Genomic DNA, 13684 nt, shown 5'->3' on the forward strand with positions numbered 1-13684 from the left:
GGAGAGTGCCATGAGACATGATCATTTTGTGGTTCAGAGCCCTGAACTGCCCGCCAGACAACTGCTGCTGCTGTTCCACGGCGTCGGGGATAACCCGGTGGCCATGGGCGAGATAGGCAGCTATTTCGCGCCGCTATTCCCGGACGCGCTGGTCGTCAGCGTCGGCGGGCCCGCGCCGAGCGGCCCGGCACCGGGAAGAGAGTGGTTTTCCGTCCAGGGCGTTACCGAATCCAACCGCCAGCAGAGGGTGGATGAAATTATGCCGACGTTTATCGACACCGTGCGTCACTGGCAGCGCGAAAGCGGCGTCAGCCCGGCCGCCACGGCGCTTATCGGTTTTTCGCAGGGCGCGATCATGGTGCTGGAAGGCGTAAAAGCCGCGCCAGGCCTGGCTTCTCGCGTCATTGCGTTTAACGGCCGCTTCGCAGAACTGCCGACCGCAGCCACCACGGCCACGACGGTGCATTTGATCCACGGTGAGGATGATGAAGTGATCGATTCCCGTTACGCCCAGGCGGCGGCGGATGCGCTGCTGCGCGCCGGCGGCGACGTCACGCTCGATATCGTTGAGGATCTGGGGCATGCGATCGATAACCGCAGCATGCAGCTGGCGCTCGATCATCTGCGCTATACCGTGCCGAAGCACTATTTTGATGAGGCGTTAAGCGGCGGTAAGCCTGGCGATGACGATGTGATTCAGATGATGTAACGCGGGGCGCTCCGTCAGGCGGGTTGCCTGACGGAGAAGCCGGAGAGGAGAAGCTGGCGCTTACTTCTTCTTCGGCCAGTCGTCTTCGTCGTCCCACTTATCGTTAAAATCGCGGTGGGGAGGAAGTTCCGGACGGTTATCCATAAACTTCTTATGATCCACCCGTTTTAAATCTTTAATCACGTTCAGCAGGACGCCGAGCAGAAACACCAGCACCAGCACCCACCAATATTTTCCAAGCCATTCCATGACGTTATCCTCGTCTTGAGAGCGCTCGTCAGGCGACGAGTTGCTCCATAATGCGTTGATACATACGAGCCAGCAGCTGCAGGTCAGACGCTTTGACGCATTCATTGATCTTGTGAATCGTCGCGTTGACCGGCCCAAGCTCCACCACCTGCGCGCCCATGCGGGCGATAAAGCGCCCGTCGGACGTGCCGCCGGTGGTCAGCAGCTGCGGTTTAATTTCATTATAGTGGTGAACGGCGTTGACGACCGCATCGACCAGTTTACCGCGCGCGGTTAAGAATGGCTGGCCGGAGAGCCACCAGTCCAGCGTATAGCGCAACTGGTGCTGCTCCAGCAGCGCCACGACGCGCTGTTTGATCATCTCGTCGGTCAGCTGCGTGCTGAAGCGGAAATTAAACTGCACGTGGAGATCGCCCGGAATGACGTTGTTGCTGCCGGTGCCCGCCTGAATATTGGCAATCTGCATGCTGGTGGGTGGGAAAAATTCATTGCCGCGATCCCACTCGATACCGACCAGCTCGTTGAGCATCGGCGCGGCGCGGTGCACCGGGTTATCCGCCAGATGCGGATACGCCACGTGGCCCTGCACGCCGTGAATGGTCAGGTTGCAGGTGAGCGAGCCGCGACGGCCATTTTTCACCACATCGCCGACCACTTCACTGCTGGACGGTTCGCCCACCAGGCAGTAATCGAGACGTTCGCCGCGCGCCATCAGCGCTTCCACCACTTTAACGGTGCCGTTGGTGGCGCTCGCTTCCTCATCGGAGGTGATAAGAAACGCCAGGCGCCCGCGATGGTGCGGATGCTGCGCGACAAAGCGCTCCGCCGCCACGACCATCGCCGCCAGCGAACCTTTCATGTCCGCCGCGCCGCGGCCAAACAGCATCCCGTCGCGGATAGTGGGCTCAAACGGCGGATTGATCCAGCGCTCGACATCGCCTGCGGGCACCACATCGGTATGCCCTGCGAAGGCCAGCGTTTCGCCGGTGCCGCGCCATGCCCAGAAGTTCTGCGTGTCGCCAATATGCATTGGCTCGACCGTAAACCCTACGGCACGCAGCCGCTCGATCAGCAGCGCCTGGCAGCCCGCATCATCGGGGCTAAGAGAAGGGCGACGAATAAGCTGCTGCGTCAGCTCAATAACCGGGCAAGACATAACACTAGACCTCGTTAAAATAGTGCTGGTAAGTGGATTCGCTAAAACCAAGCAGCATAGGCTTACCGGGCGCGCAGAGCAATGGTCGTTTAATGATTGCCGGCATTTCCAGCATCAGCGCGGCTGCGCGGTCGGCGTCGGTAATCGTCGCGCGTTGCGCCTCATCAAGCTTACGCCAGGTGGTGCCGCGGGTGTTCAGCAGCGCCTCCCAGCCCAGCTCAGCGATGAATTTATGCATCATTTGTGCATCAAGGCCGTCAGTGCGGTAGTCGTGGAATTGATAATCTATGTGATTATTTTCAAGCCAGCGGCGTGCTTTTTTGATGGTGTCGCAGTTCTTTATGCCGTACATCACGACCATAATTGAATCCTTTTGTCCAAAACTCGTTTACTTAAACAAATTATCCGAATAGATAATAGGGTAAACAATAGCCTGCTAATATAACGCATCACTCACAATTATGGTTAGCGTATAAATCCCTTCTCATACATTTTGAATAAGTTTTCATCGCTGGCGCACACCATTCCGCTGGTCAATTCGCGGAATTGATATTTTTTATAAAAAGCGACTTTATCCAAAACTGCATAGATAAAAACTTTACCAAAAGGCAAAAGCGTTTCGAGGATCTCGTCCATTAATTGATGCCCGAATCCTCGGCCCTGAAAATCGGGATCGACAACAATATCCGCGACATAACTCGACCATGTGAGATCGCTAATGGCATGCGCCGTCGCCACCAGTTTTCCTTCATGAAAGCCATACCAGCCGAAGGTGCTGTTGCGGTAGCAGCGTTCGACTTCCTGCGGATCGCGCGCGCCGAGCCCTGCGCGCTCTATCAGCGTCGCCAGCGCTTGCCAGTCGGGGTTTTCAAGGTGCTGATGTGTGATGATGCGCATGCCAGTTTACCTCTTAGTTGGTAAAAAATTCGCGAATATTGCCAGCCGTCACATTATAGACAACTTATCCTCGTCATATTGAATTCAGCGCCGATAAGAAATACATGAAGGAGGCTTATCAATTCGATTGGTTAAATTGTCTTCACGCCAGGCCGTTATTTTTGTATCATGCAAACAATAATAAGAGAGGTCATTATGATTGAACATGAACTGGGGAACTGGAAAGACTTTATTGAAGCGATGCTTCGTAAATAAATCCAGCAATAAGCAAGAGCACATCGCTTTAATAGACACACAGCAGCGATAGCGTAAAACGCTAAAAAAGGCGACCTGAACAGGCCGCCTTTTTCTTTTCCGAGTTATTCTTCCGGCGCAGGCCTCAGCGGAAAACGTCTGCGGATCAGCACGAAGAACAGCGGCACAAAGAAAATCGCCAACAGGGTCGCGGAAATCATTCCGCCCATCACGCCCGTGCCCACCGCGTGCTGGCTGGCGGAACCCGCGCCGCTGCTTGTCGCCATCGGCAAGACGCCGAAGATAAACGCGAGCGACGTCATTAAAATCGGCCGCAGACGCTGCCGGCAGGCGTCGAGCGTCGCGGCGATAAGCTCATGGCCTTTGCTGTTCATCTCATTGGCGAACTCCACAATCAGTATCGCGTTTTTGGCGGACAGCCCGATAACCGTCAGCAGCCCCACCTGGAAATAGACATCGTTCTCCAGCCCGCGCAGCCACGTGGCGAGCAGCGCGCCAATGACGCCGAGCGGCACCACCAGCATCACCGAGAACGGCACTGTCCAGCTCTCATACAGCGCCGCCAGGCACAGGAACACCACCAGCAGCGACAGCGCATACAGGGCAGGCGCCTGCGAACCTGAGAGCCGCTCCTGATACGACATCGCCGTCCACTCCAGGCCAAATCCGGTTGGCAACTGACGCACCAGTTTTTCCATCACGTCCATCGCGGTGCCGGTACTGACGCCCGGCGCCGCCTCGCCGACAATTTCCAGCGCCGAATAACCGTTGTAACGCTCAAGGCGCGGCGAGCCGGTCTGCCAGCGCGACGTCGCAAAGGCCGAGAACGGCACCATCGCGCCCGCCTGATTGCGCACATACCAGCGCGTAATATCTTCCGGCAGCATCCGGTATTTCGCGGCAGACTGCACATAGACCTTTTTCACGCGCCCGCGATCCATAAAGTCGTTCACATAGCTTGAGCCCCACGCGGTTTGCAGCGTGTCGTTAATATCGTCAATGGAAACGCCAAGCGCCTGGGCTTTGCGCTGGTCGATGTCGACTTGCAACTGCGGGCTGTCATCCAGACCATTGTGACGCACGCGGGTCAGCGTCGGCTCCTGGCTTGCCATATCGAGCAGGCGATCGCGCGCCTGCATCAGCGCGTCATGACCAAGCCCGGCGTGATCCTGAAGCTCCATATCAAACCCGGCGGAGCTGCCAAGGCCGCTGATGGCAGGCGGGCTGCTGGCGAACACGCGCGCTTCTTTAATGTGGCGGAAGGCGGCGGTGGCGCGCTCAATGATCGCGTCCGCGCTGCCGGTATCCGGGTCGCGATCTTCCCACGGATTCAGGCGTACAAACATACGCGCCACGTTCTGGCCGTTGCCGCCGGGGCCGGAGCCGACGGTGGCGAACACCGAGGCCACATTAGCCTTTTCTTTCTCAAAGAAGTAGCGCTCTACTTGCTGCACCACTTTCAGCGTCTGTTGCTGGGTGGAGCCGGAGGGCAACTGAACCGACGTCACAAACATGCCGCGATCCTCCTGCGGCAGAAACGACGTGGGCAGGCGCAAAAAGAGAAACACCATGCCGCCGAGCAGCAGGGCGTAGAGCAAAATCCAGCGCACGCTGCGCTGCAAAATCTTCCCGACGGCAGATTCATAGCGCAGCGCGCTGCGTTCAAAGGTGCGGTTAAACCAGCCGAAAAAGCCGCGCGAGCCGTGATGTTCGCCTTTTTTCAGCGGTTTAAGCAGCGTGGCGCACAGGGCAGGAGTGAGGATCATGGCGACCAGCACCGACAGCACCATCGACGAGACAATCGTGATGGAGAACTGGCGGTAAATCGCGCCGGTGGTGCCGCCGAAAAACGCCATCGGGATAAACACCGCCGAGAGCACCATCGCGATGCCCACCAGCGCGCCCTGGATCTGTCCCATCGATTTGCGCGTGGCGGCGCGCGGCGACAGCCCCTCTTCACTCATGATGCGTTCGACGTTTTCCACCACCACGATGGCGTCATCCACCAGCAGGCCTATCGCCAGCACCATTGCGAACATCGTCAGGGTGTTAATGCTGTAGCCGAAGCTGTAGAGCACCGCAAAAGTGCCAAGCAGCACCACGGGCACGGCGATAGTCGGAATCAGCGTGGCGCGGAAATTCTGCAGAAACAGATACATCACCAGAAACACCAGCGCGATGGCTTCAAGCAGCGTCTTCACCACGTCGGTAATTGAAGCTTTCACGAATGAAGTGGTTTCATAGGCAACTTTATATTCCAGCCCGTGCGGGAAATAGTGCGATAGCTCGTCGAGCCGGTTCAGCACCAGCTGCGCGGTTTCCATTTCGTTAGCGCCGGAGGCGAGCTTCACGCCAAGCCCCGACGCCGCTTTGCCGTTATAGCGGCTCAGATAATCATATTTCTCGGCGCCCATCTCGACCGTCGCCACGTCGCCGAGCGTGACGGTTGAACCGTCCTGATTTACCCGAAGCGTGATGGCGCGAAACTGTTCTGGCGTCTGTAACAGCGACTGCGCGTTAATGGTGGCGTTCAGCGCCTGATTATCGACAGACGGCGTGCCGCCGAGCTGGCCGACCGCTATCTGGCTGTTCTGGGATTTAATCGCCGCCACCACATCGGCCGTGGTGAGCTGAAAGCTGGTGAGTTTGTCCGGGTCAAGCCAGATGCGCATCGCATATTGCGATCCGTAAGCGTCGATATCCCCGACGCCGTTAATGCGGCTCAGCGGCTCCTGGATATTACTCGCCACGTAGTCGGCGATATCCTGTTTATCCATGCTGCCGTCGGTGGAGACAAACGCGATGGTCAGGATATTGGTATCGCCGGTTTTACGCACCGTCACGCCCTGCGTCTGTACAGCCTGAGGGAGCTTGCGCAGCGCGGATTGCAGCTGGTTTTGCACCTGCTGGACCGCTTCATCCGGGTCGGTGCCCGCTTTGAAATTCAGCGTCACGGTCGCCTGGCCGGTGGCGCTGCTTTGCGACGACATATACATCAGGTTATCGAGGCCGGTCATATTCTGTTCGATGACCTGGGTAACGGTGTTTTCCAGCGTCTGGGCAGAGGCGCCAGGGTAGTTGGCCGTAATGCGCACGTTAGGCGGCGCCAGTTCGGGATATTGCTCAACGGGAAGTGAAAATATCGCCAGCGTGCCGGTCAGGCAGATGAGAATTGCCAGCACCCACGCAAAAATCGGGCGATCGATAAAAAAATTCGCCATGCGAGTCAGGACCTCTTAAATGCTTAGCATCGTTATTATTGGTAGCCGCAATCACTGTAGCCTCAGGGGGCAGAGCAAACGTGGAGAAAATAAGGAGATAATGTAAATAATCTCGTGCGACGCGCCCACAGAGCCTTACACGCTACGGGATTCCAGGAACAGCACGGTCGCCGCGACGCGCGAGCGCACGTTAAGTTTGCGCAGTAAATTGCGAATATGCACTTTTACCGTTTCTTCGGAGATATGTAATGTCGCGGCAATCTGTTTATTCGACAGCCCGCGCGCCACGTGTTGCAACACATCAAGCTCCCGTCCGGTCAGCAATGCAAACGGCGCGTCGCGCTGCTCTTCCGGTTTGCGCGTCAGCAGATAGGCCTGCACCTGCTCGCTGAACACGCCAGCGCCCGCCGCGCCGTCGCGGATGGCCTCCAGCAGCGCTTCCGGTTCGCTGTCTTTGAGCAGATAACCGTCGGCACCCGCATCTATCATGGCGTAAACGTCGCTGCGCGCGTCAGAGACCGTCAGCACGATAATCCGCGCGCTCACGCCGTCGCGGCGCAGCAGGGTCAGCGTATCCAGCCCGCTTAAGCCCCGCATATTGAGATCCAGCAAAATGACGTCCGGGGCCAGCGCGCGCGCCTGCGTTATCGCCTCTGCGCCGCTGCTGGCCTCGCCCGTTACCCGAAACCGCGCGTCGGTCTCCAGCAACTGACGCAGGCCACGGCGCATCAGCGGGTGGTCGTCAACAATCAGGACGTGCCAGGGGATAATCTGCGACATGCTTACTCCGGTCTGTGGTTGTTTTTTTATTTTCTGCGCCTGGATAAACCATAGCCTGTGCGCAAGCTTAACCGCGAGCCGCCGCGCCCAATGGGCGGAATACCGGCGTCAGCGCGTCTATTCCGACAGCGCGCCGGGGGCGACAAATGGCGTTTCGGGTCGTACTATTCACCCAACACCAGGCGTTTATGGAGTCGCTATGTCGTTAAATGTCGAACTGATAAAAGATAAAATTCTGTCGGAAAACTATTTCGTCCTGCGCAATATTACCTACGATCTGACGCGAAAAGATGGCGAAATCGTTCGCCACAAGCGCGAAGTCTACGATCGCGGCAACGGCGCCGCCGTGCTGTTGTATAACCGCGAGAAAAAAAGCGTCGTGCTGATCCGCCAGTTCCGCGTCGCCACCTGGGTGAACGGTAACCCGGACGGCATGCTGATTGAGGCCTGCGCGGGTCTGCTGGATGATGACGAGCCGGAAGTCTGCATTCGCAAAGAGGCCATCGAAGAGACGGGCTATCGCGTAAATGCGGCGGAAAAGGTCTTTGAGCTTTATACCTCGCCCGGCGGCGTCACTGAGCTTATCCATCTGTTTATCGCCGAATATGATGACGCCTCGCGCGCGAACGCCGGCGGCGGCGTGGAAGATGAAGAGATCGAGGTGCTGGAAATGCCGTTTGACGAGGCGCTGGAGAAGGTAAAACTGGGCGTGATCCGCGATGCGAAAACCGTGCTGTTGCTGCAGCATCTTCAGCTGCGCGGAATAATGAACTGATTTCCCTCACAATGAGAGGCGGTATTACGGATAATGCTATCCGATAAATCCGATTGAGCCGCCCGTGCAGGGCAACGAAGATAGGCGCGTTTCTTACTACCGCTGTTAACGCCCGGGATACGCGCCGTCCATGCTTTTTCGTCTGCTGTCACTGCTTAGCTGTTCTCTGCTGCTCGCCGCGCCGCTCTATGCCGCGCCCGCGCAGAAGGTTTTCAGTGACTGGCAGGTGACCTGCAATAACCAGAATTTCTGCACTGCCCGAAACGTGGGTAGCCATCAGGATCTCGTGATGACGCTGTCGCGCAGCGCCGGCGCCAAAACCGACGCGTCGCTGCGCATCGAGACGGGCAAACCAGAGGCGGCCGTCAGCAAAGCGCCGCCGCTCGCGCCGCGCCTGCTGGTGGATGGCAAAACGCTGGTGCCTGCGGGCAGCAAATGGCGCGATGCGCCGCGCCGCCTGCTGACGGACGATCCCGCCACCATCATCGATTTTCTCGATCAAATTAAAGAGTCGTCATTCATCACGCTGAAAGACGGGCCGGGGCGTTTGTCGCTCGACGGGCTGAAAGCCGCGCTGCTGTTTATCGACGCCCAGCAAAAACGCGTCGGCAGCGAAACCGCCTGGATTAAAAAGGGCAACAACCCGCCGCTCAGCGTGCCGCCTGCGCCTGCCCTGAAGGGCGTCAAAATCACCAACCCGACGCCAACGCCGCTCTCTCACGACGAGCTGAATGAACTGCTTGATTACGGCACCTGGCGGATGACCAACAGCCAGTGCTCGCTTGATCCGATGCGCCGCGAAGTGCGTATTTCCGCGCTCACTGACGACACGGCGCTGATGATAATCAGCTGTGAAGCCGGTGCTTACAACACGGTGGATCTCGCCTGGCTGGTGTCGCGCCAGAAGCCTTTTGCCTCGCGGATGGTGCGCCTGCGTCTGCCTTTTGTGCCTGCCGATAAAGAGCAGGAACTGGAGCTGATGAACGCGAGCTTCGATGAAAAAACCAAAGAGCTGACCACGCTTTCCAAAGGCCGGGGCCTTGGCGACTGCGGCGTCGCGACGCGCTGGCGTTTCGACGGCCAGCGGTTTCGTCTGGTGCGCTACGCCGAAGAGCCGAGCTGTGACGGCTGGCACGGCCCCGACGCCTGGCCGACGCTCTGGGTCACCAAATAATCCCGCTTCTGGCAGCGCCTGTTTTTGCGTATATTCCTGTGGCTTATCATAACCACATAAAAATGGCAGGGAATTTATGGCATTCACACAGGGGCTGCGCGCCGCACTCGGACTGGCGCTCGCAGGGTTAACGCTTAGCGCCAGCGCCGCGATGACGGCGCAGGACGAACGCGAGGCAAACGCACTGGTCGCGCGCTGGAACGAGTTTAAAAATCACCCCACGGCCCAGGCGGGCGAAGCGCTCTACGGCGATCGGGTAAGCTGGTACGGCAAAGCGCTCGCGCGCGACGCCGTTATCCAGGAGAACGCCGCCTTCGTGCAAAAACATCCGCATTACGCCCAGACTATCGTCAGCAATATCACGCTGACCGAACAGGACGGGCAGCCGCTTTCGGTGCTGGCGACGTTTGTGAAACAGGCGGGGCTTGAGCCGCAAACGCCGCGCAACTATCCGGCGCAGCTCACGTTAACGAAACAGGCCGCAGGCTGGCGCGTCAGCGAAGAAACCGACTGGATAACCGAGGCGAACCGGCAGAAAACCCGCGATACCCGGCTGGCGGGCGGGCGCTTTAACGGCACCACCAAAAGCTACGCCTGGCTGACGGCGCACAATCCGAAAACCAACGGCGTTTGCGATGAGAGCGGCGACTGCGAGTGCCAGCTCTGGAACAGCGATCCGGCCATTAAACCGGCGTCCATCGCCTCCTGTATCGGCGGCGGCGTGGAGGCGCTTTCCAGTCTTGACGATAGCGGACGCGACCGCGCGCTGATTTATCCTGACTGGTGGAGCAGCGCCTGGCGGGCGACGTATCTGTATGACGTGCAGCAACAGCAGTGGGTGGAGGCCGTTCCTTCGTTTTCCATGAATCTCAACGTGCAGGAAGATGTGGACGGCAAGTCGCTGGTGGCGCGCGACCCGCAGCATCCGGGGCAGGTGATTGTCGCGCAGGCGCAGTGGGATGAGAAAGCGGAAGATATTGTAATAAACAAAAACGCCGAAACGCTGAAAGTACTGAAATAACACGGCGCCGGAAATAAAAAAGCCAGCCTGTTAAGGCTAATGCCGTTCACTTACGACTTACGTGACGTAAAGCTGAATGGGTACTCAGGCGGAACATAAAGCACCGTACGCTCGTATCGAGACTGTAATTAAAATTCTGTAATTGTCTGTTTATGTGTGCAATCCAGCAACGTAGACAGACAAATTATGGACGCACAGAAACTTAAATCCCTTGCGCCGATGGACGAGTGGCACCCGTTCGATCCCATTGGTTTGCTGGGGATTTTTGCCGGGCCGAATCTGGAAATAATAATTTTACGTGGTGGTAATTTCAGCATTTTTAACCCACAAAATAGTTATGGTTAACGCAATAATTCCATTTTTACATGCTTAAAGGAACTAAGAATGAACTGGAATAAAGACGTTGCTATTTCGCATCTCCGGTCCCGCGCGCTTGGTCGTTCACATAACAAATGTGCGACCTTTACAAGGGAGGCTGTAGCTGCTGGCGGCATACGGCTGGATAGAACGCTAAATGCAAAAGATTACGGGCCTGCATTACTGCGCGCTGGATTTCGTGAAGTCCCGCCGGGTTCAACATTATTGGGCGGTGATATTGCTGTGATTCAGCCGTATCCCGGAGGGAACCCGAGCGGGCATATGACGATGTATGATGGCACGCAATGGATCTCCGATTTCAGACAGAGCAGTATGTACCCGGGCCCAGGGTATCGCGCCGCTCAACCGGCTTTCAAAATATACAGGATGAATTGATGCGAGCAGCAATAGTGTTATGCGCTTTCTTGCTCTCCGCTTGCTCAGTTAAACCGGATCAGAGCGCGCCGACGCGAGTACATTCTTTTTATTCCACTTATCTGATGTCTCTTACGAATAGCGATAATAAATACTCGCCGTCTGATTTGCGCGAATATGTATCAGCCGACACGCTCAAGAGACTGGATGATATCGAGTCGATATCAGAACAAGACCTGATTGGATCGGATTACTTCGCTTATGCACAGGACTATGATCCGTCATGGGTATCGGCGCTCACTGTCGGTGTCGCCAAACCGTTCATGGGGGGCGAGGTAATGCCGGTATGGATTGGCAGGGAGGGCGGGAAAAAATTAGAGCTGGAAGTTTTTGTTCGTCGGGAGTCAGAGATCTGGAAGATATACCGAGTCCGTGATGTCACCGATAACTATGAGCATCCCATATTTAACGCCGGAGCCATTACTCGCGCGAAGTCTGCTGCTGAAAGCGGCCTGTAAAGAATAACCCCTGGCATCTGCCGTAATGCCGTTCACTTACGCCTTACGTGATCCAGAGCTGAACGGTTAACGAAATCCCTATCGTGTTCAGACATAAAAAAGCCAGAATCAGGAAACTGACTCTGGCTTATTTCATACTGGCATGATCGTTCCGGTACGCTTAAGCGATCGGCTTCAGCCCGTTAAGACAGGCTTATTTGCCGAGCACTTTGCGGGCTTTTTCCACCACGTTCTCGACGGTAAAGCCGAAGTACGGGAAAAGTTTCTCCGCAGGCGCGGATTCGCCATAACCGGTCATGCCGACGATAGCGCCTTTCAGGCCGACATATTTGTACCAGTAGTCGGCGATGCCCGCTTCCACCGCGACGCGCGCGCTGACGTCGGACGGCAGCACCGATTCGCGGTAGGCTTCATCCTGCGCGTCAAACACATCGGTCGACGGCAGCGACACCACGCGGACCGCCACGCCGTCGCCGCGCAATTGTTCGGCCGCCTGAACGGCGATTTCCACTTCCGAACCGGTGGCAATCAGGATCAGATCCGGCTTGCCGCCCGCGTCTTTCAGGATATACCCGCCGCGCGCCACATCTTTCAATTGCTGCGGCGAGCGCTCGATCTGCGCCAGGTTCTGGCGGGAGAGGATCAGCGCCGTCGGGCCGTTATGGCGCTCGATAGCGGCTTTCCACGCCACCGCGGTTTCCACCTGGTCACACGGGCGCCAGGTACTGAAATTCGGCGTCAGGCGCAGGCTGGCGAGCTGCTCCACCGCCTGGTGCGTCGGGCCGTCTTCCCCTAAGCCGATAGAGTCATGGGTATAGACCATAATCTGCCGCGCTTTCATCAGCGCCGCCATACGCGCCGCGTTGCGGGCATATTCGACGAACATCAGGAAGGTCGCGGTGTAAGGCACGAAGCCGCCGTGGTGAGCGATGCCGTTGGCGATAGCCGTCATGCCGAATTCACGCACGCCGTAGTGAATATAGTTGCCCGCGGGATCTTCTTTCAGCGATGTCGAGCCTGACCAGATAGTCAGGTTGCTGGGCGCCAGATCCGCCGAGCCGCCAAGCAATTCCGGCAGCGCCGGGCCATAGACGTTTAGCGCGTTCTGGGAAGCCTTACGGGAGGCGATTTTCGCCGGTTCCGCCTGGAGTTTTTCAATGTACTCCTGCGTCAGCTGCTGCCAGTTTTCCGGCATTTCGCCGCCCATGCGGCGATTAAACTCCGCCGCCAGCTCCGGGTAAGCCTGCTGATAGGCCGCGAATTTCTCGTTCCAGCTCGCTTCAACCTGACGGCCTTTTTCTTTCGCATCCCAGCCTTTGTAGACTTCATCCGGAATTTCAAACGGCGGGTAGTTCCAGCCGAGCTGTTTGCGGGTCAGCGCCACTTCTTCTTCGCCGAGCGCCGCGCCGTGGGACTCCTCTTTGCCCGCTTTGTTCGGCGAGCCGAAGCCAATCACGGTGCGGCAAATAATCAGCGACGGTTTGTCGGTGACCTGTTTCGCTTCTTCGATGGCGCGCTTGATGGCCTCGGGATCGTGGCCGTCAATCTCATGCACCACGTGCCAGTGGTAGGCTTCAAAACGTTTGGCGGTGTCGTCGGTAAACCAGCCCTCGGTCTCGCCATCAATGGAAATACCGTTGTGATCGTAGAAGCCAATCAGCTTGCCAAGGCCCAGCGTGCCCGCGAGCGAACAGACCTCATGGGAGATGCCTTCCATCAGGCAGCCGTCGCCCATAAACACATAGGTATTGTGATCGACGATCTCATGGCCAGGACGGTTGAACTGCGCCGCGAGCGTTTTCTCCGCAATAGCCAGACCAACCGCGTTCGCCAGCCCTTGACCGAGCGGCCCGGTGGTGGTTTCCACGCCCGGCGTATAGCCGATTTCCGGGTGGCCCGGCGTTTTGGAGTGCAGCTGGCGGAAGTTTTTCAGCTCTTCCATCGGCAGGTCGTAGCCCGAGAGATGCAGCAGGCTGTAAAGCAGCATCGACGCGTGACCGTTGGAAAGAATAAAGCGGTCGCGGTCATACCACGTCGGGTTAGTCGGGTTGTGCTTGAGGAAGCCGTTCCACAGCACTTCGGCGATATCCGCCATCCCCATCGGGGCGCCGGGGTGACCGGATTTGGCTTTCTGAACTGCGTCCATGCTGAGCGCGCGGATGGCGTTGGCTAAAAGCTGATGAGACATGTTTCTCTC

At 57.5% G+C, this 13684-nt stretch carries 15 protein-coding genes; 8 read left to right on the forward strand and 7 right to left on the reverse strand.

The window, feature by feature from the left end; all coding sequences use genetic code 11:
* The first annotated feature begins 10 nt into the window (after positions 1–10).
* The gene (gene ypfH / locus AACV31_RS22040; protein ID WP_075198251.1) at positions 11–709 is read left to right on the forward strand and encodes an esterase; all 699 of its coding nucleotides are present in this window, start codon (positions 11–13) and stop codon (positions 707–709) included.
* A 60-nt stretch (positions 710–769) separates the two neighbouring features.
* Here ypfH and AACV31_RS22045 read toward each other — a convergent pair whose 3' ends face one another.
* The 4 genes from AACV31_RS22045 to AACV31_RS22060 form a co-directional block, all read right to left on the reverse strand.
* Entirely contained in the window at positions 770–958 is a 189-nt protein-coding gene (locus tag AACV31_RS22045) for a YpfN family protein (protein WP_007700459.1), read from the reverse strand.
* Between the two features lie 28 nt (positions 959–986).
* Complete coding sequence (gene dapE, locus AACV31_RS22050) at positions 987–2114, reverse strand: succinyl-diaminopimelate desuccinylase (protein WP_075198252.1); 1128 nt, start codon at positions 2112–2114, stop codon at positions 987–989.
* A 4-nt stretch (positions 2115–2118) separates the two neighbouring features.
* Entirely contained in the window at positions 2119–2475 is a 357-nt protein-coding gene (locus AACV31_RS22055; protein WP_165156070.1) for an ArsC family reductase, read from the reverse strand.
* A 104-nt stretch (positions 2476–2579) separates the two neighbouring features.
* Complete coding sequence (locus AACV31_RS22060; RefSeq protein ID WP_165156072.1) at positions 2580–3011, reverse strand: GNAT family N-acetyltransferase; 432 nt, start codon at positions 3009–3011, stop codon at positions 2580–2582.
* A 195-nt stretch (positions 3012–3206) separates the two neighbouring features.
* Between AACV31_RS22060 and ypfM the strand changes: the two genes are divergently transcribed.
* Positions 3207–3266, forward strand: a complete 60-nt coding sequence (gene ypfM / locus AACV31_RS22065; protein ID WP_100207200.1) for a protein YpfM — start codon at positions 3207–3209, stop codon at positions 3264–3266.
* 104 nt (positions 3267–3370) lie between these two features.
* Here the strand turns inward: ypfM and acrD are convergent, their stop codons facing one another.
* The gene (gene acrD / locus AACV31_RS22070) at positions 3371–6487 is read right to left on the reverse strand and encodes a multidrug efflux RND transporter permease AcrD (protein WP_165156074.1); all 3117 of its coding nucleotides are present in this window, start codon (positions 6485–6487) and stop codon (positions 3371–3373) included.
* A gap of 135 nt (positions 6488–6622) precedes the next feature.
* Positions 6623–7267 (reverse strand): nitrate/nitrite response regulator protein NarP, encoded by a 645-nt coding sequence (gene narP / locus AACV31_RS22075; protein WP_161588401.1) that lies wholly within the window; start codon positions 7265–7267, stop codon positions 6623–6625.
* Between the two features lie 199 nt (positions 7268–7466).
* Here narP and nudK point away from each other — a divergent pair, with 199 nt between their 5' ends.
* The 6 genes from nudK (at position 7467) to AACV31_RS22105 (ending at position 11487) form a co-directional block, all read left to right on the forward strand.
* Positions 7467–8042, forward strand: coding sequence for a GDP-mannose pyrophosphatase NudK (nudK, locus tag AACV31_RS22080; protein WP_007763097.1), 576 nt, complete (start codon positions 7467–7469; stop codon positions 8040–8042).
* 130 nt (positions 8043–8172) lie between these two features.
* The gene (locus tag AACV31_RS22085) at positions 8173–9216 is read left to right on the forward strand and encodes a DUF1176 domain-containing protein (protein WP_105580671.1); all 1044 of its coding nucleotides are present in this window, start codon (positions 8173–8175) and stop codon (positions 9214–9216) included.
* 76 nt (positions 9217–9292) lie between these two features.
* A complete protein-coding gene (locus AACV31_RS22090; protein ID WP_165156076.1) occupies positions 9293–10237 on the forward strand; it encodes a hypothetical protein in 945 nt (314 codons plus the stop codon).
* A 186-nt stretch (positions 10238–10423) separates the two neighbouring features.
* Positions 10424–10582, forward strand: coding sequence for a hypothetical protein (locus AACV31_RS22095; protein WP_161588403.1), 159 nt, complete (start codon positions 10424–10426; stop codon positions 10580–10582).
* Positions 10583–10621: 39 nt separating this feature from the next.
* Positions 10622–10990: a hypothetical protein gene (locus AACV31_RS22100; RefSeq protein WP_161588404.1), complete on the forward strand. Its 369-nt coding sequence runs from the start codon at positions 10622–10624 to the stop codon at positions 10988–10990.
* Entirely contained in the window at positions 10990–11487 is a 498-nt protein-coding gene (locus AACV31_RS22105) for a YbjP/YqhG family protein (protein ID WP_165156078.1), read from the forward strand. Before AACV31_RS22100 ends, AACV31_RS22105 begins: the two co-directional genes overlap by 1 nt.
* Positions 11488–11680: 193 nt before the next feature.
* Here AACV31_RS22105 and tkt read toward each other — a convergent pair whose 3' ends face one another.
* Positions 11681–13675: a transketolase gene (gene tkt / locus AACV31_RS22110; protein ID WP_075198259.1), complete on the reverse strand. Its 1995-nt coding sequence runs from the start codon at positions 13673–13675 to the stop codon at positions 11681–11683.
* Positions 13676–13684 lie beyond the last annotated feature (9 nt).

Origin of the sequence: Cronobacter sp. EKM101R, from assembly GCF_963888145.1 — a bacterium.
Taxonomy (GTDB): Bacteria; Pseudomonadota; Gammaproteobacteria; order Enterobacterales; family Enterobacteriaceae; genus Cronobacter; species Cronobacter turicensis.

Coding starts and splice junctions, on each gene's coding strand:
- nudK (WP_007763097.1), top strand. CDS start 7,467: ATGTCGTTAAATGTCGAACTGATAAAAGATAAAATTCTGTCGGAAAAC.
- AACV31_RS22095 (WP_161588403.1), top strand. CDS start 10,424: ATGGACGCACAGAAACTTAAATCCCTTGCGCCGATGGACGAGTGGCAC.
- tkt (WP_075198259.1), bottom strand. CDS start 13,675: ATGTCTCATCAGCTTTTAGCCAACGCCATCCGCGCGCTCAGCATGGAC.
- AACV31_RS22085 (WP_105580671.1), top strand. CDS start 8,173: ATGCTTTTTCGTCTGCTGTCACTGCTTAGCTGTTCTCTGCTGCTCGCC.
- acrD (WP_165156074.1), bottom strand. CDS start 6,487: ATGGCGAATTTTTTTATCGATCGCCCGATTTTTGCGTGGGTGCTGGCA.
- AACV31_RS22100 (WP_161588404.1), top strand. CDS start 10,622: ATGAACTGGAATAAAGACGTTGCTATTTCGCATCTCCGGTCCCGCGCG.
- dapE (WP_075198252.1), bottom strand. CDS start 2,114: ATGTCTTGCCCGGTTATTGAGCTGACGCAGCAGCTTATTCGTCGCCCT.
- AACV31_RS22055 (WP_165156070.1), bottom strand. CDS start 2,475: ATGGTCGTGATGTACGGCATAAAGAACTGCGACACCATCAAAAAAGCA.
- ypfH (WP_075198251.1), top strand. CDS start 11: ATGAGACATGATCATTTTGTGGTTCAGAGCCCTGAACTGCCCGCCAGA.
- AACV31_RS22045 (WP_007700459.1), bottom strand. CDS start 958: ATGGAATGGCTTGGAAAATATTGGTGGGTGCTGGTGCTGGTGTTTCTG.
- narP (WP_161588401.1), bottom strand. CDS start 7,267: ATGTCGCAGATTATCCCCTGGCACGTCCTGATTGTTGACGACCACCCG.
- AACV31_RS22060 (WP_165156072.1), bottom strand. CDS start 3,011: ATGCGCATCATCACACATCAGCACCTTGAAAACCCCGACTGGCAAGCG.
- AACV31_RS22090 (WP_165156076.1), top strand. CDS start 9,293: ATGGCATTCACACAGGGGCTGCGCGCCGCACTCGGACTGGCGCTCGCA.
- AACV31_RS22105 (WP_165156078.1), top strand. CDS start 10,990: ATGCGAGCAGCAATAGTGTTATGCGCTTTCTTGCTCTCCGCTTGCTCA.